At 67.4% G+C, this 21,654-nt stretch carries 31 protein-coding genes and 3 tRNA genes; 22 read left to right on the top strand and 12 right to left on the bottom strand.

Features of this window, described 5'->3' with window-relative positions:
- Position 1: 1 nt before the first annotated feature.
- From MI302_RS05885 to MI302_RS05875, 3 genes are read right to left on the bottom strand one after another with little or no spacing between them, the layout of a single operon-like run.
- Positions 2-835, bottom strand: a complete 834-nt coding sequence (locus MI302_RS05885) for an ABC transporter permease (protein ID WP_019550534.1) — start codon at positions 833-835, stop codon at positions 2-4.
- Positions 835-1,884, bottom strand: coding sequence for an ABC transporter permease (locus MI302_RS05880; protein WP_126190848.1), 1,050 nt, complete (start codon positions 1,882-1,884; stop codon positions 835-837). The genes MI302_RS05885 and MI302_RS05880 overlap by 1 nt, the downstream gene beginning before the upstream one ends.
- Entirely contained in the window at positions 1,881-3,350 is a 1,470-nt protein-coding gene (locus MI302_RS05875) for an ABC transporter ATP-binding protein (protein ID WP_026328959.1), read from the bottom strand. Before MI302_RS05875 ends, MI302_RS05880 begins: the two co-directional genes overlap by 4 nt.
- A 573-nt stretch (positions 3,351-3,923) precedes the next feature.
- Here MI302_RS05875 and MI302_RS05870 point away from each other — a divergent pair.
- A complete protein-coding gene (locus MI302_RS05870; protein WP_239726449.1) occupies positions 3,924-4,517 on the top strand; it encodes a hypothetical protein in 594 nt (197 codons plus the stop codon).
- Between the two features lie 209 nt (positions 4,518-4,726).
- Here MI302_RS05870 and MI302_RS05865 read toward each other — a convergent pair whose 3' ends face one another.
- Positions 4,727-4,966, bottom strand: coding sequence for a hypothetical protein (locus tag MI302_RS05865; protein WP_126186994.1), 240 nt, complete (start codon positions 4,964-4,966; stop codon positions 4,727-4,729).
- 125 nt (positions 4,967-5,091) lie between these two features.
- On the opposite strand from MI302_RS05865, the gene MI302_RS12180 reads away from it, so the two are divergent.
- The 13 genes from MI302_RS12180 to MI302_RS05800 all read left to right on the top strand — a co-directional run bounded on the left by MI302_RS12180 (position 5,092) and on the right by MI302_RS05800 (position 10,904).
- A complete protein-coding gene (locus MI302_RS12180) occupies positions 5,092-5,376 on the top strand; it encodes a hypothetical protein (RefSeq protein ID WP_126200369.1) in 285 nt (94 codons plus the stop codon).
- A 54-nt stretch (positions 5,377-5,430) separates the two neighbouring features.
- On the top strand, positions 5,431-5,592 hold the full coding sequence (locus MI302_RS05855) for a hypothetical protein (protein ID WP_172957805.1): 162 nt from the start codon (positions 5,431-5,433) through the stop codon (positions 5,590-5,592).
- 227 nt (positions 5,593-5,819) lie between these two features.
- Entirely contained in the window at positions 5,820-6,041 is a 222-nt protein-coding gene (locus MI302_RS05850) for a hypothetical protein (protein ID WP_126186992.1), read from the top strand.
- The gene (locus MI302_RS05845; RefSeq protein ID WP_172960012.1) at positions 6,038-6,193 is read left to right on the top strand and encodes a hypothetical protein; all 156 of its coding nucleotides are present in this window, start codon (positions 6,038-6,040) and stop codon (positions 6,191-6,193) included. Before MI302_RS05850 ends, MI302_RS05845 begins: the two co-directional genes overlap by 4 nt.
- The gene (locus tag MI302_RS05840) at positions 6,190-6,360 is read left to right on the top strand and encodes a hypothetical protein (protein ID WP_172967259.1); all 171 of its coding nucleotides are present in this window, start codon (positions 6,190-6,192) and stop codon (positions 6,358-6,360) included. The genes MI302_RS05845 and MI302_RS05840 overlap by 4 nt, the downstream gene beginning before the upstream one ends.
- A 51-nt stretch (positions 6,361-6,411) precedes the next feature.
- On the top strand, positions 6,412-7,428 hold the full coding sequence (locus tag MI302_RS05835) for a bifunctional DNA primase/polymerase (RefSeq protein WP_239726448.1): 1,017 nt from the start codon (positions 6,412-6,414) through the stop codon (positions 7,426-7,428).
- Positions 7,429-8,583 (top strand): AAA family ATPase, encoded by a 1,155-nt coding sequence (locus tag MI302_RS05830; RefSeq protein ID WP_239726447.1) that lies wholly within the window; start codon positions 7,429-7,431, stop codon positions 8,581-8,583.
- Positions 8,580-8,915, top strand: coding sequence for a hypothetical protein (locus MI302_RS05825; protein ID WP_172967262.1), 336 nt, complete (start codon positions 8,580-8,582; stop codon positions 8,913-8,915). The genes MI302_RS05830 and MI302_RS05825 overlap by 4 nt, the downstream gene beginning before the upstream one ends.
- Entirely contained in the window at positions 8,908-9,204 is a 297-nt protein-coding gene (locus MI302_RS05820; protein WP_239726446.1) for a hypothetical protein, read from the top strand. Before MI302_RS05825 ends, MI302_RS05820 begins: the two co-directional genes overlap by 8 nt.
- 27 nt (positions 9,205-9,231) lie before the next feature.
- On the top strand, positions 9,232-9,543 hold the full coding sequence (locus MI302_RS05815; protein ID WP_239726445.1) for a hypothetical protein: 312 nt from the start codon (positions 9,232-9,234) through the stop codon (positions 9,541-9,543).
- Positions 9,540-9,806, top strand: coding sequence for a hypothetical protein (locus tag MI302_RS05810; RefSeq protein ID WP_126213146.1), 267 nt, complete (start codon positions 9,540-9,542; stop codon positions 9,804-9,806). The genes MI302_RS05815 and MI302_RS05810 overlap by 4 nt, the downstream gene beginning before the upstream one ends.
- A complete protein-coding gene (locus tag MI302_RS05805; RefSeq protein ID WP_239726444.1) occupies positions 9,803-10,216 on the top strand; it encodes a DNA repair protein RecN in 414 nt (137 codons plus the stop codon). Before MI302_RS05810 ends, MI302_RS05805 begins: the two co-directional genes overlap by 4 nt.
- The gene (locus MI302_RS05800) at positions 10,203-10,904 is read left to right on the top strand and encodes a DNA methyltransferase (protein WP_239726443.1); all 702 of its coding nucleotides are present in this window, start codon (positions 10,203-10,205) and stop codon (positions 10,902-10,904) included. The genes MI302_RS05805 and MI302_RS05800 overlap by 14 nt, the downstream gene beginning before the upstream one ends.
- Here the strand turns inward: MI302_RS05800 and MI302_RS05795 are convergent.
- Entirely contained in the window at positions 10,901-11,884 is a 984-nt protein-coding gene (locus MI302_RS05795; RefSeq protein WP_239726442.1) for a hypothetical protein, read from the bottom strand. The two genes, MI302_RS05800 and MI302_RS05795, sit on opposite strands and share 4 nt — an antisense overlap.
- 151 nt (positions 11,885-12,035) lie before the next feature.
- On the opposite strand from MI302_RS05795, the gene MI302_RS05790 reads away from it, so the two are divergent.
- A complete protein-coding gene (locus tag MI302_RS05790) occupies positions 12,036-13,232 on the top strand; it encodes a site-specific integrase (RefSeq protein ID WP_126187705.1) in 1,197 nt (398 codons plus the stop codon).
- A gap of 69 nt (positions 13,233-13,301) precedes the next feature.
- Here MI302_RS05790 and MI302_RS05785 read toward each other — a convergent pair.
- The 3 genes from MI302_RS05785 to MI302_RS05775 all read right to left on the bottom strand — a co-directional run bounded on the left by MI302_RS05785 (position 13,302) and on the right by MI302_RS05775 (position 13,568).
- Positions 13,302-13,377, bottom strand: a tRNA-Arg gene (locus MI302_RS05785).
- 37 nt (positions 13,378-13,414) lie between these two features.
- Positions 13,415-13,490: transfer RNA gene (locus MI302_RS05780), tRNA-Gly, on the bottom strand.
- Position 13,491: 1 nt separating this feature from the next.
- Positions 13,492-13,568: transfer RNA gene (locus MI302_RS05775), tRNA-Pro, on the bottom strand.
- 72 nt (positions 13,569-13,640) lie between these two features.
- On the opposite strand from MI302_RS05775, the gene tatA reads away from it, so the two are divergent.
- On the top strand, positions 13,641-13,805 hold the full coding sequence (gene tatA, locus MI302_RS05770) for a twin-arginine translocase TatA/TatE family subunit (protein ID WP_239726441.1): 165 nt from the start codon (positions 13,641-13,643) through the stop codon (positions 13,803-13,805).
- On the opposite strand, the gene MI302_RS05765 is transcribed toward tatA, so the two are convergent.
- The 4 genes from MI302_RS05765 to hslV form a co-directional block, all read right to left on the bottom strand.
- Entirely contained in the window at positions 13,795-14,355 is a 561-nt protein-coding gene (locus tag MI302_RS05765) for a formate dehydrogenase accessory sulfurtransferase FdhD (protein ID WP_239726440.1), read from the bottom strand. The genes tatA and MI302_RS05765 overlap by 11 nt on opposite strands.
- 77 nt (positions 14,356-14,432) lie before the next feature.
- A complete protein-coding gene (locus MI302_RS05760) occupies positions 14,433-15,500 on the bottom strand; it encodes a tetratricopeptide repeat protein (RefSeq protein WP_239726439.1) in 1,068 nt (355 codons plus the stop codon).
- 9 nt (positions 15,501-15,509) lie between these two features.
- Complete coding sequence (gene hslU, locus MI302_RS05755) at positions 15,510-16,760, bottom strand: ATP-dependent protease ATPase subunit HslU (protein WP_239726438.1); 1,251 nt, start codon at positions 16,758-16,760, stop codon at positions 15,510-15,512.
- Positions 16,757-17,299, bottom strand: a complete 543-nt coding sequence (hslV, locus tag MI302_RS05750) for an ATP-dependent protease subunit HslV (protein ID WP_019550528.1) — start codon at positions 17,297-17,299, stop codon at positions 16,757-16,759. The genes hslU and hslV overlap by 4 nt, the downstream gene beginning before the upstream one ends.
- A gap of 173 nt (positions 17,300-17,472) precedes the next feature.
- Here hslV and MI302_RS05745 point away from each other — a divergent pair, with 173 nt between their 5' ends.
- The 6 genes from MI302_RS05745 to MI302_RS05720 all read left to right on the top strand — a co-directional run bounded on the left by MI302_RS05745 (position 17,473) and on the right by MI302_RS05720 (position 21,599).
- Positions 17,473-18,867: a sigma 54-interacting transcriptional regulator gene (locus MI302_RS05745; protein ID WP_126200750.1), complete on the top strand. Its 1,395-nt coding sequence runs from the start codon at positions 17,473-17,475 to the stop codon at positions 18,865-18,867.
- Positions 18,857-19,159, top strand: coding sequence for a nucleotidyltransferase family protein (locus MI302_RS05740; RefSeq protein WP_019550526.1), 303 nt, complete (start codon positions 18,857-18,859; stop codon positions 19,157-19,159). Before MI302_RS05745 ends, MI302_RS05740 begins: the two co-directional genes overlap by 11 nt.
- Entirely contained in the window at positions 19,144-19,530 is a 387-nt protein-coding gene (locus MI302_RS05735; RefSeq protein ID WP_026328958.1) for an HI0074 family nucleotidyltransferase substrate-binding subunit, read from the top strand. The genes MI302_RS05740 and MI302_RS05735 overlap by 16 nt, the downstream gene beginning before the upstream one ends.
- Complete coding sequence (locus MI302_RS05730) at positions 19,527-20,750, top strand: VWA domain-containing protein (protein ID WP_019550525.1); 1,224 nt, start codon at positions 19,527-19,529, stop codon at positions 20,748-20,750. The genes MI302_RS05735 and MI302_RS05730 overlap by 4 nt, the downstream gene beginning before the upstream one ends.
- Before the next feature lie 3 nt (positions 20,751-20,753).
- Positions 20,754-21,020 carry a hypothetical protein gene (locus MI302_RS05725; protein WP_019550524.1) on the top strand — a complete coding sequence of 89 codons (267 nt, stop codon included), beginning with the start codon at positions 20,754-20,756 and terminating at the stop codon, positions 21,018-21,020.
- 81 nt (positions 21,021-21,101) lie between these two features.
- On the top strand, positions 21,102-21,599 hold the full coding sequence (locus MI302_RS05720; protein ID WP_015716894.1) for a hypothetical protein: 498 nt from the start codon (positions 21,102-21,104) through the stop codon (positions 21,597-21,599).
- Positions 21,600-21,654 lie beyond the last annotated feature (55 nt).

Here is a 21,654-nt window from a genome sequence, read left to right as displayed (position 1 = left end):
TTCACCTCCCCCGGTCAAAGGGCTGGCCCAGGGCCTTAGGGGCCCGGGCACGGCCCGAAAGGGCCAGAACCAGGATAACCAAAAGGTAGGGCATGGCGGCGAAGGCCTCCGACGGTATAGGTACACTGCCCTGCAACCGGAACTGCAGGAAGAACAAAAGGCCAAAAAGATAGGCCCCGAAAACCGCCCTTAGGGGCTGCCAGGCGGCCAGGATCACCAAGGCGATGGCCACCCACCCCAGCCCCGAGGTCATGCCATCCGTCCAGGAAGGCCGGTAGGCCAGGGAAAGGTAGGCCCCCGCCATCCCGATAAGCCCGCCTCCCAGGGCCAAGGCCCCGTAGCGCACCCCATCCACGCTGACCCCGAAGAGATCCGCCGCCTTGGGGTTTTCCCCCACACTCCTCAGGTAAAGGCCAAACCGGGTGCGGAAGAAAAGGAGGTGAAGGCCGAAGGCCAAGGCCAAAGCCAGCGCCGCCAAAACCCCTTCCGGCAAGGGGTTGGGGAGGGGCACCCCCTCGTACCGCTTCCCCAAAAGCCCCGAGGCCCCAAGCCCCAAGGCGGCCAGGGCCAGCCCCGCCACGAACTGGTTGGCCCTCAGGGAAACGGCGAACACCCCCAGGAATAACCCCAGCAAAGACCCCACCCCCACCCCGGCCAGCACCCCCAGGACCGGGTGGGCTTCCAGACCCACGGCAAAGGCCGCCAGGGCGGCAAGGGCCATCATGCCCTCCACCCCCAGGTTCACCACCCCGCCCCGCTCGGAGAGAAGGGCCCCGAGCGAGGCCAGCAGGATGGGGGTACCGAAAAGGACCGCACGCAAAAGGGCCTCTTCCATCAGCGCCTCCAGACCAGGCGGTGGCGGCTTAAGGCCTCCGCCCCGATGAAGCTCAAAAGCAAAAGCCCCGCCACCACGTCCACCACCCGGAAGGGCATGGAAAGGGCAAGCTTCAACGCATCCCCTCCCGCCAGGACCAGCCCCAAGAGGGGAGCGGTGAGGAGAACCCCGAGAGGCCTCCCCCTGGCCAACCAGGCCACCAGGATGGCGGTGAAGCCGTAGCCCAGGGAGATCTGGGCCGGCTCCAAAAGCCTCAGGTGGATCCCCGCCACCTCCCCCACCCCCGAAAGCCCAGCTAGGAGGCCGGAAGAAAGCGCGGCCAGAAGGAGGAGCCTTCCCTGCTTCAAGCCCAGGTACCGCGCCGCCTTGGGATTTTCGCCCAGGATGCGCCACTCAAAGCCCAAAGGGGTGCGGAAAAGGAGAGCCTGAAGGAGCAAGGCTGCTGCGATCCCCAAAACCAGGGTGGGCCAGTGCACCAAGGTATCCCCCAGGCGGGGAAGCTGGGCTTCGGGGGGAAAGCGGTCCGTATAGAGGAAGCCGAAAACCTGCCTTCCCTTCCAGGGACCGGCCACCAGGTAAACCACCAGGTAGTAAGCCAGGTAGTTCTGCATGAGGGTGGTGAGGATCTCGTTGGCCCCGAAGCGCACCCGAAGCCAAGCGGCAATCCCCACCCATACCGCTCCCAGGCTACCCCCCAGGAGAAACATCAGGGGCAGGGTCCAAGGACCCGGGGGAAGGAAAAGGGCCACGTAAGCGGCCCCCACCGCCCCCAAAAGGAGCTGCCCCTCCGCCCCGATGTTGAAAAAGCCCACCCGGAAGGCCAGGGCTAGGCCCGAGCCGATGAGGAGAAGGGGGATGGTGCGCCGCGCCACCTCCGCCAAGCCCAGGGTATCCGTGAGGGGGGAGAAAAGGAGGGCGTACGCCTTAAGTGGGGGTACGCCGTAAGCCAGGAAAATGAGGCCCAAAAGAAAAAGGGCCAGGAGGAGAAAGAGGGCATAGGCTCCCAACACCTTTCCCCGGGTGGGGTTTGGCTCCAGCTCCCACCTCATACCCGCCCCTCCGTCATCATCCGCCCCAGGCGCTCCCGGTCCGCCTCTTCCCGGGGAATGGGTCCCACGAAGCGGCCATGGTACAAGGCCGCCACCCGGTGGGAAAGGCTTAGGATCTCATCCAGGTCCTCGCTCACCAGAAGCACGGCCGAGCCTGCCTGCACCAGGTCCAGGATGCGTCCGTGGACCTCCTCGCTGGCCCCCACGTCCACCCCATAGGTGGGGTGCATGGCGAGAAGCAAGCGGGGACTTACCTGGAGCTCACGGGCCAAAATGACCTTTTGCACGTTCCCACCGGAAAGGAAACGCACAGGGGTCCGGGGGGAGGGGGTACGGATGCCGTAGCGCCCGATGAGGGCCTCCGCCTCTTTTTCCATGGCCCGGTGGTTCAGGATGCCCCCAGGAGCAAAGCGGCGGTAGGTCCTCAAGGCCAGGTTCTCCGCCACGCTCATGCCCTCCACCACGCCCATGCTCCGCTCCTCGGGAATGTGGGCCACCCCCAGGGCGAAAAGCCGGGCCGGGTCCCGGGGCCACGGGCCTTCCCTAAACCTTATCCTTCCCCGGAAGGGCCTAAGGCCCGCCAAGGCCTGCACCAGCTCGGCCTGTCCGCTTCCCGCCACCCCCGCTATCCCCAAGACCTCCCCTGCCCTTAGGCTGAAGGAAACCCCCTGGACGGGGAAACCGTGCCGGGGCACCAGAAGGTCCTCCACCTCGAGGATCACTTCCTCCCGGGGCGGGGGCACCTTGGGGGGCGGGGCCAGGCTCCGGCCCACCATGAGGCGCACCAGGAGGTCCTTGTCGGCCTCCTGGCGCAAGACCTCCCCCACCTTTTCCCCGGCCCGGAGGACGGCGATGCGGTCGGCAATGGCCAGAACCTCGTCCAGCTTGTGGCTGATGAAGATCACGGAAAGGCCCACGGCCTTCAGGCGTTGGATCTCCTGGAAAAGGGCCTCCGCCTCCTTGGGGGTCAAGACGCTGGTGGGCTCGTCCAGGATGAGGACCTTGGGGCGGTTCAGGAGGGCGCGCAAAAGCTCCACCCGCTGCTTCTCCCCCGCGGAAAGCCGGGCCACGGGCGCCTCGAGGTCCACGCCCAAAGGGTGGCCTTCCAATAGCGCCCTAAGCCGCCGCACCAAGGCCCGGCGGGAGAACACGGCCGGAAGGTCAAGCCCCAAGGCCAGGTTCTCGGCCACGGTGTGGGCCTCGATGAGCTCAGGATGCTGGGGCACGAGGGCGATGCCCAGGCGCTGGGCGGCCTTGGGGGACGGGATCCGCACCTCCTTGCCCTCCAGCAGAATCCTCCCCTCATCCGGGGCATAAAGGCCGTAGAGGATGCTCACCAGGGTGGTCTTCCCCGCCCCGTTCTCCCCCAGGAGGGCCAGAACCTCTCCCGGGGCCACCTCGAGGGTGATGCGGCGGTTGGCCACCACGGAACCGAAGCGCTTAGTGATGTTCTCCAGCTTCAGCATGGATCGGGCCTCGAGGGCCGGCCTTGAGGATACCACGCCTGAGCCCGCTTCCCAGCCCCCTCGGCAAGGGGAACCGCCGGTAAAAGCAGTACCTCAACCGTACCAAAGACCCCCGGCCATGCTACCGGGGGGTAAAGCATTGCGTCCTGGAAATGGCGGGCCCGGAGGGATTCGAACCCCCGACCTACCGCTTAGAAGGAGCGTACCGGCCCCTCCCCTACATTCCCCCTCTTGGCAGAATGCCCTTGTTTACGGGATTTTTCTTCTCCCTCCTTCTCATACCCCTCCCCCCTGGTTCACCCCATAAGCTAACCATTCGCTAACACCCCGTTGCCCTCCTTCTCTCCCCCGGGTGGGGGTAGATTGAAGGACGGGTGAAGGAGTATGCACTCCTCCGAGTGGAGCTTTCTCGTCTACCAGGAGAGGCAGGGCCTTTTAGGTGCGGCTTGCCTTCTCCATCCAGGCCCTTTTGAAGCTCTGAAGGACTTCACCTACGACCTTCCTGATGCCTTGCTAGAGGCGCTAGGGGCCTTGGCTTACGATGTTGCCCCCCCCGCAGAGCTGGAAGAGGTCATGAAAGCGCTGGAGCAAAGGCCTCTGAGGGGGAAAAGCGCCTATTGGGCCCTCGAGGAGTGGCGGAAAAGGGCCTGGTTCGCGAAGGCCCGTTTCCCTCAGGCGTGGCGAGGGTGGGCCTACCCCATCCTGGCCAACGTGGCCCTGGAGGCGCGTGAGGCGGGGACTTCGCCGGCCAAGGGGCTGGAAGCCGCCTTTTTCTTCCGAGTGGAGGGCTGGGCGGAAGAGCCCTACCCCCCTCCGGATGATCCGCGCCTCGAGCCCTGGGTAGGGGAGTCTAAGAGTTCTTTCCTCGAGCGAGCGGGGCGCTACTACGACGAATACCAGGAGCGGCTAAGGGCAGTTCCCCACGAAGCGGCCCCATCCTGGACTACCCGACAGCGGGACCTCCTCTTGGTGGCCTTGAGGGAGCTGGAAGGGCTGAGCTACGCCAAGCTCCTTGAGCGGGTAGACGAGCTCATGGAGAACCCCACCCTCGCGAAGTACCTCAGCCAGAGGGGGGCAAGCCCCTCCTCGGAAGACGGGCCCAACTTGAACCTGGAAGTCGTCATCAAGGCCATAAAGGGGACCAAGCGCCGGCTTGGCCTCGGGTGAGGGCCTTCTTTTGGGCGCTGTCCTCAGAGCGTGAGCGAAAACCGCAACGCTACGCCCGGCGGAAGTAAAGGGAGGGGGTATATCGCGGATCCCGGGAGGCCTCCTGCGCCAAGGCACAAGGGGTTTTTCCCCTTCCGGAGGGCGCTTCCAGAAGCGAAGGCAGAGAGGGGGCTCAGAATACCCCTCCCCCGCACCCTGAGGACCGGGCCTCACTCCTCCTCGTACTCCAGGAGGTCCTGGACCCCATAGGGCTTGCCCGTGAGCTTCCGTAGTCCCCAGATGACCCAGGCGAGGGCCTCGAGGTCGGGGCGCTTCTTCTCCCCACGGGCCAGCCCGTAAACCGTATTGCGCCCCACCTTTCCTGCTAGTACCTGGGCCAGGGCATAAGCGCTGACCCCCTCCCGGTCTAAAACGCTCCTGAGCTTGAGCCGGATATGCGGGCCGTTCATGGCCTAAGCTTACCAAAGTTGAGGACCATAACTATTGACATAGTGCCCATATTTGGGTACTATAAGGGCACCTAGGGGGCGACCCGCCAAGACCGACCCCCTAGGGCTCACCAGAGGAGGTAAGCATGACCAAGCCTATCAGCAACCCCACCAAGCGGCAAGAGGCCCCCAAGTTCCCCGCCACGCCCCGGAGGAAGGCCCTGCTGGCCCGGGTGCACGCCCTGGCCAAGGAGCTGGGCCTCGAGGGGGACGCCTACCGCCTGGTCCTCCGGGCCCTCACCGGGAAGCCTTCCTGCGCCCTCATGACGGAGGAGGAGCTTCTTGAGGCGGCCCGGGGCCTCGAGGCCCTCCGCCGGGAGGGGGAGGACAACAGCGCCGAGGCCCTGCGCCGGGAGTTCGGTTGGATGTAGGGCGGAAGGGGGCGGGGACTTCCCCGCCCCTCCCCTTCACCAGGAGGGCGAAGCGTGCTCAGGGCTTGGGGGTTCACCCTATTCCTCGCCTGGCTTTGGTTCTGGTCCACCGGGGACGGGGAGCCCGCCCTCTTCGCGGCCTCCCTGGGCCTGAGCGCGTCCCTGGTGGCGTGGCTTGCGGTGAAGGAGGGAGAACATGGACGCGCTGACGGCTAAGCGAGAGGCCCTTTGGCACTTCCTCGAGGCCCGCCTCGGGGAGATAGCGGAAAGTTTGGACCTCCCCGTCCTGGAGGAGCCCCGGCTGATGGAGGCCCTCGAGGCCGGCTACCTGGCCGCCCTCGAGGACTTCGCCCCGGCCCTCCACCGGTGGGTAGGGGGGGTGGAACGAAACGATTTGGCCTCGTTCCTTCCCCTACTGGATAGGGGAGCGCACCATCAGGCTTATGGGAGAGAAGAAGCGGCTTTACACCGTGAGGGAGCTTCGGGAGGCCGTGGGCCACGACCTTATCGGGGAACACCTGGCCTACGCCCTGGCCCGGCTCCACGGCTTTCGTCTGGGAAAGCGCCTGGTGGTGCCGGCCCACGTGGTGGAGGCCCTTCTGGAGGGGAAGCTGGACCTCGAGGCGGCGCTCCTCGAGGCCCGGAGGAGGAGGGGGCGGGCATGACCCTGGAGCAGGCCCTTTTGGCCTTGAAGCGGATTAGGGAGGCCTACCGGGCCTGGGACGCGGGCCGGCTCGAGGCGGAGGAGGCCCTGGTGGAGGTGGGGGAGGCCCTCGAGGGCCTCTTCCCTGACCGGGGGGAGGACGAGGAGCCATGAGGGGCGGGTGCTGGGACGCCTCCGCCTTCGCGGAGGAGGTTCAGGCGGTGCTCAGGGACTGGCGCAAGGGGCTCCTCACGGACCGGGAGGCCCTCGAGGCCGTCCTCGAGGCCGCCTACGCCAACAACTTCGGGGACGGGTTGGAGGATGGCGGTGAGGACGAATAGGGCGGTAGAGGAGGCCCTGAGGGCCTACCTGGCCCAAGAGGAGGTGGAGCTGTGAAAAAGGCTTCAGGCCGCCCCGCCCAAGGAACGGCCTGCCTGGGTGAAGGAGTTGCTAGGCCCAGCTTAGCACAGCGAGCGGCCACGCGCTACGCCGCTTTAGGCTACGCTGTTCTCCCCCTCCTCCCCGGGGAGAAGCGCCCCCATCCGGGGCTGGCCCCCCACGGGCTCAAAGACGCTACCGGGGACCCGGCCACCCTCGAGGCTTGGTGGCGCGCCTGCCCCGAGGCCGGGGTGGGGCTCTTGGCCCCGGAGGGGGTCTTGGTCCTTGACGTGGACCAGGGGGAGGCCTGGGAGGCGCTACGCCGGGACTTCCCGGCCCTCGAGGCCACCCCCCGGCAAAGGACCCCCAAGGGAGGGGTACACCTTTTCTTCCGGCTTCCTGAAGGGGTGAGGCTTTCCGCCAGCGTGCGGGCCCTCGAGGGGGTGGACCTCCGGGGCATGGGGCGGGCCTACGTGGTGGCCTGGCCCACCCGGCTGAAGGACGGGAGGGGGTACGCCTGGGAGGTGCCCCTGGTGCCCCCGGAGGAGCTTCCCCTGGTGCCTCAAGGCCTCCTCCTGAAGCTCCTCCCGCCGCCCCCTCCGAGGGAGGCGTGGACTCCGGTGGAAGGGGCGAGTCCCAAGCGGCTAAGGGCCCTCCTCGAGGCCTACGCCGCCCAAGTGGCCCGCACCCCGGAGGGGCAGAGGCACAACACGCTCATCCGCTACGCCGTGGCCGCCGGGGGGCTCATCCCCCACGGGCTAGACCCCAGGGAGGCGGAGGAGGCCCTGGTGGCCACCGCCATGAGCGCCGGCCTCCCCGAGAAGGAGGCCCGGGCCGCCGTGGCATGGGGCCTTGAAGTGGGGGCTGGAAGCCCGCTAGCCCTGGACCCCCCAGGGTTTTCCGCAAACGGGGGGGTTTTCCGCAAAGCCCTTTGCGGAAAACCTGAGCCGTCCCCATCGCAAAAATCGGTTTTCCGCAAAGCCGCAATCTATCGTATAGGGGGCCTGCGGAAAAGAAGGGGGGTGGTCTGAGTGTTCCGGGTCATCCCCGCCCACCAGCTTCCCCCCAGGCTGGAGGTCTCCTGGCTCTGGGAGGGGATGGTGGCCCAAGGGACCCTGGCCCTCCTCGGGGGGCCGGGAGGGGTGGGCAAAAGCACCCTGGTCGCGGCCCTCGAGGTGGCCGTGGCCGCCGGGGTGCCCTTCCTGGAGCGGGAGGTGGCCCAGGGGGAGGTCCTGCACGTGGACTACGACACGGACCCCCGCCTGCAAGGGCCCTGGTACCCCAAGGTGGCCGCCGGGCTGGGGGTGGACGGGGAGGCCCTGGGGCGCATCCGCTACCTGGAGCCCCAGGAGGCCACCAAGGGGCTGGGGGAGGAAGGCTTGAAGGCCCTCCTGGAGATGGCGCGGCAAGGCCCCGCCCTCATCGTGATTGACTCCTGGAGCGCCGCCTTCCCCTTCGTGGACTCCCGCCGTTCCGACCACGTGGCGGAGGTGATGAGCTACCTGAAGGAAATCGCCAAAGCGGGGCCCGCCGTCCTCCTCCTGGACCACACCCCCAAGCCCGTCCAGGGGCTCACCGCCCTGGAGCGGGGGGTGGCGGGGAGCTTCTACAAGCTGGCCGGGGCCCGGAGCGCCTTCCTCCTCACCCGGGTTCCCCCCAAGCTCACCGGGGGACGGGACGTGCTCAAGCTGGATGCCCTCAAGAACAACCTGGCCCCCCTCATGGACCCCCTGGGGATTGAGCGCGTCTGGGGGCCGGACACCCTGGAGTTCGCCCTGACCGACCTCCCCGAGGAGGAGGCCCGCCCCTCCAAGCTGGAGCAGGCCAAGCGGGCCGTCCTCGAGGTGCTGGAGGAGGGGCCCAAGCCCCGCAAGGAGGTTATCCGCCTGGTCGCGGAGCGGGTGAACGCCGGGGAGAGGACCACGGAGGAGGCCCTTCGCGCCCTGGTCAAGGCCGGGGCGGTGGAGCGCCTGGCGCTTGGGGGGCAAGGGGGGGCGGTGGCCTACAGGTTGGCGGGTTTGCCGCAAACCCCCTTACGTGATAGTGCGGCTTTGCGGAAAACGGATTTTGCCGATGAGGATGGGCAAAAGTTTTCCGCAAACCCCCTTGCGGAAGACCAGGACTTTGCGGAAAACCCTGGAGGCGAAGCCCCCCCTGCCCTCGAGGGCCCGGAGGTGGAGATATGAACGCCTGGCAGGCCCTCCGCCCCCACCTCCCCGCCCTCGTGGCCAAGCTTCGGGCCCTCAAGCCCCCCCGCCTCCGGGTGGTGGTGGAGGGCGAGGTGGCCTACTGGGGCCTCCTCCTGCCCCCCGAGGAGGACCTTCGGGCCCACGCCCGGGCCTGGGGCGGGGTCTCCTCTTGGGAGGAGTGGCTTCTGGAGAGGCTGGGCTTCCTCGAGGAAGCCTTCCCCCAGGCCGTGGAGGTGGAGCTTTGGGGGGTTTGGGCAGGGAACCCGCCCCGGTTGGAGCGCCTGGCCCGGGTGTGGGACCGGGCGAGGCGGGAGGTGAGGAATGCCTGAGCTGGGAAGGCTTTTAGAGGCCATCGCCGCGCGCGGAGGGGTCTTGCGGGTGGAGGGGGGCCGCCTCCTGCTCCTCCTGCCCGAGGAGGACCCGGCCCTCGAGGCCTGGGCCTGGGGCTGGGGGGAGGCCCTGGCCCTCCTGGCCCTCGAGGCCCCCAAGGGGGAGCTTCCCCCGGGGCTTGCGGCGGCGGTGGCGGAGGCGGTGAGGCGTTGGGGCCTTCCGGGCGGGCTTCTCCTGCTGGAGAAGGTGCGCCTGGGGCTGGGAGGAGGGGCGAGGTCGGAGGCCTGAGCCCCGGAGGTTGACCGGGAGGAGAGCGTGGAAGCGAAGCCGAAAGCGCGGAAGGTGTGGATTGAAGCCCACCCCTTGGCCCCGGACGGGGCGGAGGTGGTGGTGTTGGCGGAAGGGGAGGGCCCGGCGTGGGGCCTCGAGGGCCTCCGCAAGGCGGGGGTGCGCGGGGTGAGGCCCCTGGGGGGCGGCCGGCTGGCCTTCCTCCTGGAGGACCGGCGCAAGGCCGGGCTCGTGGTCATGGCCCTGGCCATCGTGGCCTTGCGGGAGGGCCTCGAGGTGGAGGCGGGCCTTCTGGCCCGGGAGGAAACCCGGGTGAGGCTTCCGGAGGAGCGGCCATGAGGCGAAAGCGGGGTCTTTCCGAGAAAGAGCGGCTGGCCCTGCGGGACGAGCTCTTCAAGGCCTTCCGGGAGCTCAGCGCGGTGCTCCACCTCTCCCCGGACTACGGCCTGAAGGTGAAGGCGGGAGCGGCCCTGGCGGACCTGGCCATCGCCTACTTCCTCGCCTCCCTCGAGGACGAGGACCGGGAAACCCTCATCGCCATCGCCGGGCATGCCAGGGGGAAGCTTCCCCCTGAGGGGGACGGGAAGGAGAAGCGGCGTTGAGGAAGCGAGAGAAGTACGGCACCAGAAAAAGCTTGGTGCGGCGGCTCTGGGCGGCCATCCGCAAGACCTCGAAGCTCTTGGACTCGGACGACCCCCAAACGGTCCTCAAGGCCACCCACGCCCTGGCCACCATCGCCGCCGCCTACCGGGCGGCCTACGCGGAGATGGAGGCGGAGGAGACCGCCAAGGGGGGGCCTCGAGGCAAGCCCCTGCCTCCCCAGATAGACCCCTACCTGCTCTGGCTCATCAAGCGGGACGTGTACGGCCTGGACGAGCCTCCCCCGCCGCCCCCGGAGGACCCCCGGGAGTACGCCAGGGTGAGGGCCATCTACGAGGTGGCCCGCCTCTCCCGCCCCGAGGACGCCCCTCACCCCGCCCTTCCGAGGGGGGAGGAGGATGGGGAGGCTTGAGCTCCACCAGGGGGACGCCCTCGAGGCCCTCGCCCGCCTCAAGACGGGGAGCGTGGACGCGGTCATCACCGACCCCCCCTACGGCACCGGGGGCTGGAAGCGCCCGGAGCCGGGCCAGGGGGCGAGCCCCTACGCCCGCAAGGTGGTGGAGCCCTGGGACGCCTTCAGCCTGGCCTGGCTTCCCGAGGCCCTGAGGGTGGCCAGGGGCCCCGTGGTCTTCTTCCTTCCCCAAAGCCGCCTCGAGGAGGCCCTGGCCTTCGCCCGGGAGCGGGGGCTTCCCTGGAGGCTCCTCGTCTGGGGGAAGCCGGACCCCAGGCCCAGGCCCACGGGGCCCGCCTACGCCTTTGAGCCCGTCCTGGCCCTCCGCCCCCTGCCCGGGCGGGGGAAGGACCTCCATCTGGCTTCCTCCCCCCGCCCGGGGCGGGACGGGGAGGCCACGGGCCACCCCCACCAGAAGCCGGTGGGCGTGATGGCCTGGCTGGTGGAGCTGGCCTCGAGGCCGGGGGAGGTGGTCATGGACCCCTTCATGGGCTCGGGGAGCACGGGGGAGGCGGCCTTGAGGCTCGGGCGGGGGTTTATCGGGGTGGAGCGGGAGCCCTTCTGGTTTGAGGTGGCCCAGAAGCGCCTGCAAGGCGCCCTCCTTCAGGCCCCCCTCCTAAGCGCCCCCTCCGGTGGGGGGCCGGGCTAGGGGCTTCCCTCGAGGGCGGCCAGGGGGGCGAAGGGCTCCAGAAGCCCCTCCAGAAGGGCCGCGTCCTCCCCTCTCCCCTCCCTTAGGAGCGCCGCCCTCACCCCCACCCCCCGGGCCAGAAGGGCGCGGGCCACCTCCCCCGCCCCCCCGGGGTGGGTCCTGGCCGCCACCTCGAGGGGCGGAAGGAGGTCCTGGAAGGGGCGTTCCCAGAGCCCCGGGGACGGCCTCACGTGGGCCAGGTACTCCCAGGCGAAGGCGGCCCGCCTCCGGGCCACCAGGAGGGGGTGGTAGGGGTAGAGGAGGCGGCCTTCCCCCTGAAGCCAAACGCGGAAGCTCGGGGGCAGGGGCCAGGGCCAGCGCCTCCCGGCCACCTCCCGCCCCAGGGCCAGGGCGGCCTCCGCCCCCTCCGGGTGGAGATAGAGGCCCAGGAGGGTGGCCAGGCCCCCGTAGAAGTCCACCTCCGCCTCCGGGACGGGGGCCTTGGCCAGCTTCCTCCAGAAGGCCTCGAGGTCCCGAACCCGGGGCAGGGGCGGGGGGAGTCCTCGCCCCTCCGGGACCTTTAGGGGCACGACCCGGGGGGCCCGCTTGCCCATGTGCACCAGCAGGTTGGCCCGGGCCTCGGGGGCCACCTCCTTCCCGTGGGCCTCCGCGTGGAGGAAGAAGGCCTCCATCCAGGCGGGCCAATACTCCACGTCCCGGAGGAAGGGCGGGTAGGTCAGGGCCTCCTCGAGGAAGCGGCGCGCCTCCTCCCACCCGCACCCCTTGCGCCAAGCGGCCTCCAGGAGGTTGAAGAGGCTAAGCCAGTCATCGCACCAGAACTCCAGAAGCGCCTCCTCCCGGTCCTCCCGGGTCTCGCCCTCCTCGAGGGGCCTCTCGTAAAGCCCCCTGTAGTAGCCCCACAGGCCCCAAAGCCACTTTAGGGTGGTGGGGCAGTCCTGTTCCCAAAGACGGGAGCGGTGAAAGTACCAAGGGATGCCCACCGCGCACCTCCCACCACCGCCCCCCGAAGCGCCAAGGAAGCGCCTCAGGCCTCGAGGGGTATTCGCTTGGGGGCCATGAGGCCAGGGTAGCAGGCCCCCGCCCTGGGGGCAAGAGGGGGAGCATAATGGGAAGGCGCGGGAGGAGGGGAGGATGGCCAGGCGTTCCACCAAGGGCACCGGCACGGTCTTCTTCCACAAGGGGCGGAAGCGCTGGGTGGCCCAAATCACCGTGGGCCACGACCCGGCCACGGGGAAGCCCCGCAAGCTCACCCGGTCCTTCCCCACCAAGAAGGAGGCGGAGGCGTGGCGGGCGGAGATGGCCCTGAAGCACTTCCGGGGCCTCCTCGCCCCCCCGGAGAGCATCACCCTGCGGGACTGGGCGGAAAGGTGGCTTCAGGGAAAGGCGCGGGAGGTACGCCCCAGGACCGTGGCCCTTTACCGCCAGGAGCTGGCCTACGCCCTCCCTTCCCTCAAGGACCCCTCCGCCAAGGACCCCCTCGGCCTCCTCCGGCTCGGGGGCGTCCAGCCCGCCCACGTCCGGGCGGTGGTGGACGCCCTTTTGGAGCGGGGGCTTTCCCCCCGCACCGTGCGGAAGGTGCGGGAGAAGCTTCACGCCCTCTTTGAGGAGGCCTTGAGCCTCGAGCTGGTGCCCCGCAACCCCGTGGCCCCGGTGAAGGTGCGGGTGCCCCGAGGGGAGGCGCGGGAGAAGGCGGGCAGGACCCTGGAGCGGGAGGAGGCCGCACGCCTCCTCGAGGCCCTGGACGCCCACCCCGACCCCCGCACCGCCCTGGCCCTGCGCCTCTGCCTGGCCTGCGGCCTGCGCAAGGGAGAGGTCCTGGCCCTGCGGTGGGGGGACGTGGACCTCGAGGCCGGCCTCCTCCACGTGCGCCGCACCTGGGTCTCCGATGGGAAGAGGGCGGTCCTCTCCCAGCCCAAGACCGCCTCGGGGCGGCGGGCCGTCCCCATCCCCCACGCCACCCTGGCCCGCCTGCGGGAGTACCGGGCCTGGTGGGAGGCCCACCTTGGGGGGCCCCTCTCCCCGGAGGACTGGGTCTTTCCCGGCAACGCGGGGGACAGGCCCCTGGACCTGAACGCCCTGAACCACACCCTCCGCCGCATCACGACCCGCCTCGGCCTTCCCCCGGTGCGGGTCCACGACCTGAGGCACACCTACGGGAGCTTCCTCCTGGCCAACGGCGCCCCTCTAGAGCTGGTGGCGGAGCGCATGGGGCACGCCAACCCCAACATCACCCTGGGGATTTACCGCCACCTCCTCAAGGAGGAGCGGCAGGGATGGGTCCTTGACCCGGAAGACATGGTGGGGCTCGAGGGGAGGCCTGAGGCATAAGCTAACCATTCGCTAACACCCCCCTCGAGGCCCCTCGCTTTCCTGAAGGAAAGCATTGCCTTCAGAAGGTGGCGGGCCCGGAGGGATTCGAACCCCCGACCTACCGCTTAGAAGGCGGCTGCTCTGTCCCCTGAGCTACGGGCCCATACGCGAAGCCGGGGTGAACCTTCACCCCGGCCATCTGGAGCGGGAGACGGGACTCGAACCCGCGACCCTCGGCTTGGAAGGCCGATGCTCTACCAACTGAGCTACTCCCGCGTGGTCGGGGCGGCCCGATTTGAACGGGCGACCCCCTGCTCCCAAAGCAGGTGCGCTACCGGCCTGCGCTACGCCCCGGGGCCTAAGGCCACCCCAGAGGCCACGATAACACTTGACCTCAAGAGGGTCAAGGCGTGCTACAATGGCCCCATGCAATTAGGTCCGGTGGAAATCCTCCTCATCCTTCTCGTCATCCTCCTCCTCTTCGGCGCCAAGAAGCTCCCCGAGCTGGCCCGGAGCATTGGCCAGTCGGCCAAGGAGTTCAAAAAGGGCCTCCAGGAAGGCGAGGAGAAGAAGGAAGAGCCTAAGGCCTGAGGACTCCCTCGGGCACCGGCATACCACCTGGGGCGTAGAGGCGGTAGCCTGTTGGGCGCACATAGGCGGCCAGGGCCAGGCCGTAGCGTTGGGCCAGGCTCACCGCAGGGGCTGTTGCCCCCGTGCGGCTTGCCAGGAGCACCGCTCCCGTGCCAATGGCCTTGGCTGCCATCTCCTGGCTCACCCTGCCGGTTACCGCCAAGAGCACGGGAGGCCGTACGCCCTCCAGGAGCATGTACCCTGCCAAGCGGTCCACGGCGTTGTGGCGGCCGATATCCTCGTTGAGGTAGAGAAGCTGTCCGGAAAGGTCAAAGAGGGCCGCTCCATGTATGCCCCGGGTAGGTCCACGGCCACCACCCCTTCGCCCACCAGCCACCGCACCCCCTAGCACCCCGCTCAGGAAGAGATGCCCTAGGGCCAGGTAGACCTCATCCCCAGGGGTATAGCTGAAGGAAGCCCAGGGCTTGCCGTTCACCAAGAGGAGGAATCGCTCCTCCTCCGGCAAGGAATAGGCCTCCTCCTGAAAGCAGCCTCCTTCAAACCTCCACATCCTCTTTCCCCCAATAAAGGTTACTCCTGGCACTGGAAGCCAGGAGTCCACCCGTTACATTTTCCACACCCAATACCCTACAGGCGCTTAAGCACCTCCTCCGCTTCCCTGTAGCCGGGCTTCAACTTTAAAGCCTCCTTGCACTGGTAGCGGGCACCCTCTTTGTCCCCCAGCTTCTCGTTGGCCAGGCAGAGCTGGTATCGGTACTCGGCCCGCTTGGGCTCGAGGCGCACCGCCACCGTGAGGCGGCTTTTGGCCTTCTGGGCATCCCCTAAAGCCAGGTAGACTTGGCCCAAGTAGTAGTAAGCGGCGGGGAAGCGCAAGGGAGCCAAAGCTATAGCGTTTTCCAGGGCCACCCCCGCCTCCTTGTGCCGGCCTAGGGCAAAGTACGCCTGGCCCAGGGTGTACCACCCCTCCGCGTCCAGGGGCTTGAGCCGGTGCCCCCCCTCCAGAACCCGCACCGCCTCCTCGGCCCGCCCCTTCACCATAAGGGCCGAGGCATAGCGAACCCTTAGATTCCCATCCTGGGGTGAAAGCTGGACCGCTTTGCCGTACTGCTCCAGGGCCTCATCCAAGCGGCCTGCCGCCAGATAAAGCTCCGCCAAAGCCGCCCTCACCTCTGCGGAATCCTGCAGGCTAAGGGCCCTCTTAAAGGCCTCCTCCGCCTTGTCCGCCTGGCCCAGGAAGGCGTAGACCAGACCCCTTTGGGCGTAAAGGGGAGCGTAACGGGGGTTCACCCGCTCGGCATCGCGGAGTACGGTCAGAGCCTGATCCAAAAAGCCCTTCCCCTTCTCCCGATCCTCCGAGGCCCGATAGAGGGCCACATAGGCCTCGGAAAGAACCATGTATCCCCCAATGTACCGGGGGTTCCGGGCCACCAGGCCCTTGGCGTTTTCCAAGGCGGGGTTAAGGAGCCCCACTTTCAGCTGGGCCCGAGCCAGCCAGTAGAGGACATCCGGGTCCTGGGGTTTCTCCTTCAAGGCCCGCTCGAAGAGCTCCAAGGCCGCCTCGTACCGGCCCAGGGCGTAAAGCTGCACGCCCAGCTTCAAGGGATCCTGCTTTTCCACCTGGTTGGTTGGCGGAGGCGGGGTCTGGGCCAGGCCGGGTACCGCTAACAAACCTAATGCCAAAAGGAACCAGCGCATCTTTCCCTCCTATAGCACGAACCGCGTCAGGTCGGGCGAGGCGAAGACCGCCTCGAGCCTTTGCTCCACGTAGGCCCGGGTGATCTCCACCCGGCCCAGGTCCGTCTGGAAGCTGACCTCCTCCAGCACCCGCTCCAAGACCGTGGCCAGCCTCCTGGCTCCGATGTCCTCGAGCTCCTGATTGGCCCGGTAGGCCGCTTCAGCAATGGCCTTCAGGGCGTCCTCGTGAAAGACGAGTTCCGTGCCGTCTGCCCTCAAAAGCTCCGTGTACTGGCGGATCAGGGAGTTTTCCGGCTCCTTCAGGATGCGGTAAAACTCCTCCGGGCCCAAGGGAGAAAGCTCCACGCGGATGGGGAACCGGCCCTGGAGCTCGGGGATCAGGTCCGAGGGTTTGGCCACATGGAAGGCTCCCGCAGCGATGAAGAGCACGTGCTCAGTGGAGACCGGACCGATGCGGGTGGAAACCACCGTGCCCTCCACGATGGGCAGGAGGTCCCGCTGGACCCCCTCGCCGGACACATCCGGCCCCACCGTACCCTCCCGGCGGGCCACCTTGTCGATCTCGTCGATGAAGACGATTCCGTCCTCCTGGGCCCGCCTCCTGGCCTCCTCCTTCAACTCCTCCTTGTCGATGAGGCGCTCGGCGTGCTGGTTTTTGAGGACCTCCCGGGCTTCCTTCACCGTCATGCGCTTGCGCACCGGCCGCTTGGGAAGAAGGCCCTTAAGCATCTCCCCCATGCCGCCAAAGCCCTCACCCCCGAGGACGCCCATGAAGGGCAGGCTCATCTCCTCCTCCACCTGCACCTCCACCGAGAGGCTATCCAGCCGCCCCGCGCGCACCTCGGCCACGGAGGCGCGCAGAAGGGTGGCCAGCTCCTCCTCGGCCAAGGCCAGGGCTCTTTCCTCCACCTTCTTCTTCATTTCCTCCATCACCAGCTGGTAGCTGGCCTCGGCCAGGTCCCGCACGATGGCGTCCACATCCCGGCCCACATAGCCTACCTCGGTGAACTTGGTGGCCTCCACCTTGACAAAAGGAGCCCCCGCCAGGCGGGCCAGGCGGCGGGCGATCTCCGTCTTGCCCACCCCTGTGGGCCCGATCATGAGGATGTTCTTGGGGGTCACCTCCCGGGCCACCTCGGGCGGAAGTTTCTTCCGGCGGTACCGGTTTCTTAAGGCCACGGCCACCGCCCGCTTGGCCGCCTCCTGTCCCACGATGTGCTTGGAAAGCTCCCGGACGATCTCCGCAGGCGTGAGGTTCATGCTTCCCCCAGGGTGAGAACCGTCACCTGGCCCGAGGTGTAAAGATCCACCTCAGCCGCAATCCTAAGGGCCTCCTCGGCGATCTCCCGAGCGGAAAGGCTGGAGTGCCGGTAGAGGGCCTTGGCCGCCGCCAAGGCGTAGGGACCCCCAGACCCCACCGCCAAAAGAGGTTCTTCCGGGGTGATGACCTCGCCGCTCCCGGAGAGGAGCACCATCCCCTCCCGGTCGGCGGCGATGATCATGGCCTGGAGGTGACGCAACACCCGGTCGGTGCGCCAGAGCTTGGCGGTTTCCACCGCCCCCTTGAGCAGGTTGCCCCTGGCCTCCTTGAGCTTCTCCTCAAAGCGCTCGAGGAGACTTAAGGCATCCGCCACCCCACCGGCAAAACCCACCAGGATGCCCTCCCCCACCTCGAGGCGCCTCACCTTCACCGCCCCCCGCTTGAGAACGGTCTGGCCGAAGGTAACCTGGCCATCCCCGGCCAAGGCGGTGACCCCATCCTTGCGCACGGCCAAGATGGTAGTGCCATGGATCTCCACGAGAGGCACCTTACCGCTAGGGGATGAGAAGGGCGTTAGGCGAGGGTTATGAGGGGAGGGATGCCAGCCCCCTCAGGCGAGCCCAGGCCCCCTCCCGTTCGAAAGATGGACTAAACCTCCCTTGCCACCCTCCGCCACAAATCCCTAACTCCCTCTGGCCCTAAACTGGAGGGGTGAAGGCCAAGACCCTCGGCGAACTCCGGCGCACCTATCCCTTGGAGAAGCTTAAGCGCACCGTCAAGGACGAGGCCCGGGAAAATCTCAAGGAAAAGCTCCGCAAAGGGGAGCGGCTTTTCCCAGGCATCCACGGATACGAGGACACCGTCATCCCCGCCTTGGTCCAGGCCATCCTGGCCAAGCAAAACTTCATCCTCCTGGGCACCCGGGGCCAGGCCAAAAGCCGCATCCTTCGCAGCTTGGTTAACCTTCTGGACGAGGAGATCCCCGCCCTGGCCACCGAGCTTAGGGACAACCCCCTATGGCCCATCTCGCCCGAAGGGAAGCGGCTTCTGGAGGAGGCCAAAGACGAGGCTCCCATCGTCTGGATAACCCGGGAGGAGCGCTATGTGGAAAAGCTCGCCACCCCCGACACCACGGTGGCCGACCTCCTGGGGGACATGGACCCCATCAAGGCAGCCCGCAAGGGAACGGGGATGGCGGACCTGGAAAGCATCCACTTTGGCCTTCTTCCCCGGGCCAACCGGGGAATCTTTGCGGTGAACGAGCTGGCGGACCTGGCCCCCAAGGTGCAGGTGGCCTTGTTCAACATCCTCGAGGAAGGAGACGTGCAGATCAGGGGCTACCCCATCCGCCTGCCCCTGGATGTCTGGCTGGTGTTCACCGCCAATCCCCAGGACTACACGGCCAGGGGACGGATCGTGACCCCCCTCAAAGACCGCATCGGCAGCGAGATCCGCACCCATTACCCCAAAACCCTCGAGGAGGGCCTTAGGATCAGTGCCCAGGAGGCCTACGTGCCGGAAGAGGTGGTGCTCCCCGAGTGGATCCGCCTTTCCGTGGAGGCCGTGGCCTTCGCCGCCCGGGAGGACCGCCGGGTGGACCAGACGGCCGGCGTCTCCCAGCGCCTTTCTATAAGCCTTCTGGAGGTGGTGGCCGCCAGCGCCGAAAGGCGGGCCCTTCTTCAGGGCACCCGGCCTGTGGCCCGCCCCCTGGATCTCTATGCGGGGCTTCCCGCCATCACCGGGAAGCTGGAGCTGGAGTACGAAGGGGAGCTCCAGGGGGCGGAAAAGGTGGCCCGGGACCTGGTGCAAAGGGCCTTCGGCATGGTCCTCCCCCGCTACCGCCCGAGGACCGATGCCATCGTGGCCTACTTTGAAGAGGGAAACCTCCTCACCCTGCCCGAGGGAAGCGTGGAGGAAGCCCTAAAGGCCATGGAGGAGGTGCCGGGCCTCCTGGAGGCGGCAAGGACCCTGGCGGAAAGCCAGGAGCCCGAGGTGCTCCTTTCGGCGGCGGAGTTCGTCCTGGAGGGGCTGGTGGGGAGGAGGAAGCTTGCCCGGGGCGAGGCGAGCTACCAGGCGGCAGAGCGCCCGAGGAGCTATGGCAACTAGCCTGGAGTCGGACAAAGAGGCTGTCCTTACCGCCCTAAGGCCCTACCTCCAGGGCACGGGAACCCGGCTTTACCTCTTCGGCTCCTTCGCCCGGGGGGAAGGGCGGCAGGCCTCCGACCTGGACCTCGCCCTCCTCTCGGAAAGGCCCCTTAGGGACCTCCTGCCCCTCCTTAAGGAGGCCCTGGAGGAGGCCCCCGTGGTGCGGCGGGTGGACCTGGTGGACCTCACCGAGGCCGAGCCCGCCTTCCGGGAGCGGGTGCTTAGGGAGGGAATCCTGTGGGCCGAGCTCTAGAGCGGATCCGGGTGGCGGAAAAGGCCCTGGCCACCCTAGCAGAGCTTGCCTTCCTCAAAGACCCAAGCCCCGTGGAGCGGGACGCGGCCATCCAGCGCTTTGAGTACACCTTCGAGGCCTTTTGGAAAGCTCTCCAAGCCTACCTTCGGGAAGTGGAGGGGCTGGAGGGAGCAAGCCCCAAGAGGGTCATCCGCCTAGCCCGCGAGGTGGGGCTTTTGGAAGAGGAAGAGGCCCGCTTGGCCTTAGGCATGGTGGACGACCGCAACCTCACGGTCCACACCTATAACGAAAGCCTGGCCCGGGCCCTCTTCCTGCGGCTTCCGGAATACGCTAGGCTTATGGAGCAGGTCTTGGGAAGGTTGCAAAGATGAAGGCCATCCGCTATAGCCGCTACGAGGGAAGCCTCGAGGATCTCTCCCCCGAGGAGATCCTGAGCCTCCTCGAGGACTTCCTCCTGGACTCCGGGTTTTCCGATCCCTTCCAGCGCTACGACCCTGACCCCGAGCGCCAGCCCACCCTGGAGGATCTCTACGATGCGCTCCTCGAGGCCCTCCTCAAAAACGAGCTAGTGCCGGAGGACTGGCTTAGGGAAGCCCGCTTCGCCGACCGCAAGGAGGAAACCCGGCTCCATCAGGCCATTACCCGCCTGATGGAAAAGCTCCGTGAAGCCGGGTATATCCGCCTTCCCGGAGAGGATCCCACCAACCCCGCGCAAGGCGGGTACAAGGGCGAGGCAGGTGAGGCCCGCTTTGAGCTCACGGAAAAGGCCTCGGATTTCCTGGGCCTAAAAAGCCTGCGGGAGCTCCTCGGGGCTCTGGGCCGAAACGCTCCTGGGCTCCACCCCACTCCCCACCACGCCCCAGGGGTGGAGAAGACAGGGGAAACCAAGGAGTGGGAGTGGGGAGACCCCTTGGAGCTCAACGTGCCGGAAACCCTCAAAAAGGCCATGGCCAAGGGGCTTACGGAACTCTCCCACGGGGACTTGGTCATCGACCTCTCCGAGTACACCGCCAGCATGAGCACTGTGGTCCTCTTAGACTGCTCCCACTCCATGATCCTCTACGGGGAGGACCGCTTCACCCCTGCCAAGAAGGTGGCCTTGGCCTTGGCCCATCTGATCCGCACCCAGTACCCCGGGGACCGGGTGCGCTTCGCCCTCTTCCACGACACCGCCGAGGAGATCCCCCTTTCCCGGCTCCCCCTGGCCCAGGTGGGCCCTTACCACACCAACACCAAGGCGGGGCTGGAACTGGCCAGGACCCTCTTGAAAAAGATGGGCGGGGAGATGCGGCAGATCATCCTCATCACCGACGGTAAGCCCTCGGCCATCACCCTTCCCAGCGGGGAGATCTACAAAAACGCCTGGGGCCTCGATCCCCTGATCCTGGCGGAAACCCTAAAGGAAGCCACCCTAGCCCGTAAGGAAGGCATCCCCATCCACACCTTCATGCTGGCCCGGGAACCCGAGCTCCTGGCCTTCGTGAAAAGGCTTTCCCAGATCACCCGGGGTAAGGCCTACCTCACCCACCCCGGCAACATCGGCCGGTACCTGCTCCTGGACTTCCTGAACAAGAAGGTCCAGAGGAACTGAGCCATGAAGCCCCTCAAGCGCCAGGGAGCCTCCCACCGGAAGGGGAACGGGAAAACCCTCTGGGTTTTCCGCTTGAGCCTTCTTCTGGAAAGGCTCCGTCCTCGTGTTTACCTAAAACCCCCTCCCACCCTGGTGCAGGAGCTTAAGCAGGTGCACCAACCCCTCCGCCTGGACCTCTCCTACTACGCTGCCCGTTCAGGCCAGGAGTACGTGTTGATTCCCTGGGATGCCTACATGGAGGAGGGGGAGGAAATCCTGAGAAGCCTTTGAGGGGCTAGGGCATCCTCTTTATTCCAAGATTCAGGCCCATTCCTCACATGCCCTTTGCCCCTGTCATGGCACCCTGAAGGCATGGGCGCGCGGATATCCAGGTGGCTGGCGATCCTGGCCCTCCTGGCCCTACCTGGGGCCCTGGCCCAAGACTGGCGGCTTACCCGCAGCCAAACCCTAACCCAGGCGGGGGCCCGGGAATGGCGGTACACCCTTGGCCCTTCGGGCAAGGAAGCCCAGGAGCTTTGGCGCAAGCTTTCCAGCCAGTACCAGGACCACCTGCGCGCGGGATACCGGGTGGACCTCGGGGCCTGGCGGGTTTACTTCCTGGGGGGGAAGCTAAGGCTTGAACCCCACTGCCCAGCGGTGAACCCTGCTTGCTTCACCTTTGGAGCCCTTCCTGTGCCCAAGGAGCGGCAAGACCGCTTCCTCCTGGAGCTTTCTCAACTCCTGCACCAGGCCCTTACCCAGGCTCAAACCACCGGGGGCGTGGTCCTTCTATCGCGGTTATTCCGCCTCGAGGTTCCCCGCGGGGCCAATCCCCCTTATCCCGCAAGCCCCTCAGGCTGGCGGCCCTGAGCGCTCCCCGTCCCCTACGGTAAACTGGGGGCATGACCTTCTTTGGCCAACCAAT

The sequence above is a fragment of the Thermus sp. NEB1569 genome, assembly GCF_022385295.1.
GTDB lineage: Bacteria > Deinococcota > Deinococci > Deinococcales > Thermaceae > Thermus > Thermus scotoductus.
Note: the sequence above shows the minus strand (reverse complement) of the source record. Positions and strands in the feature narration are given on the sequence as shown.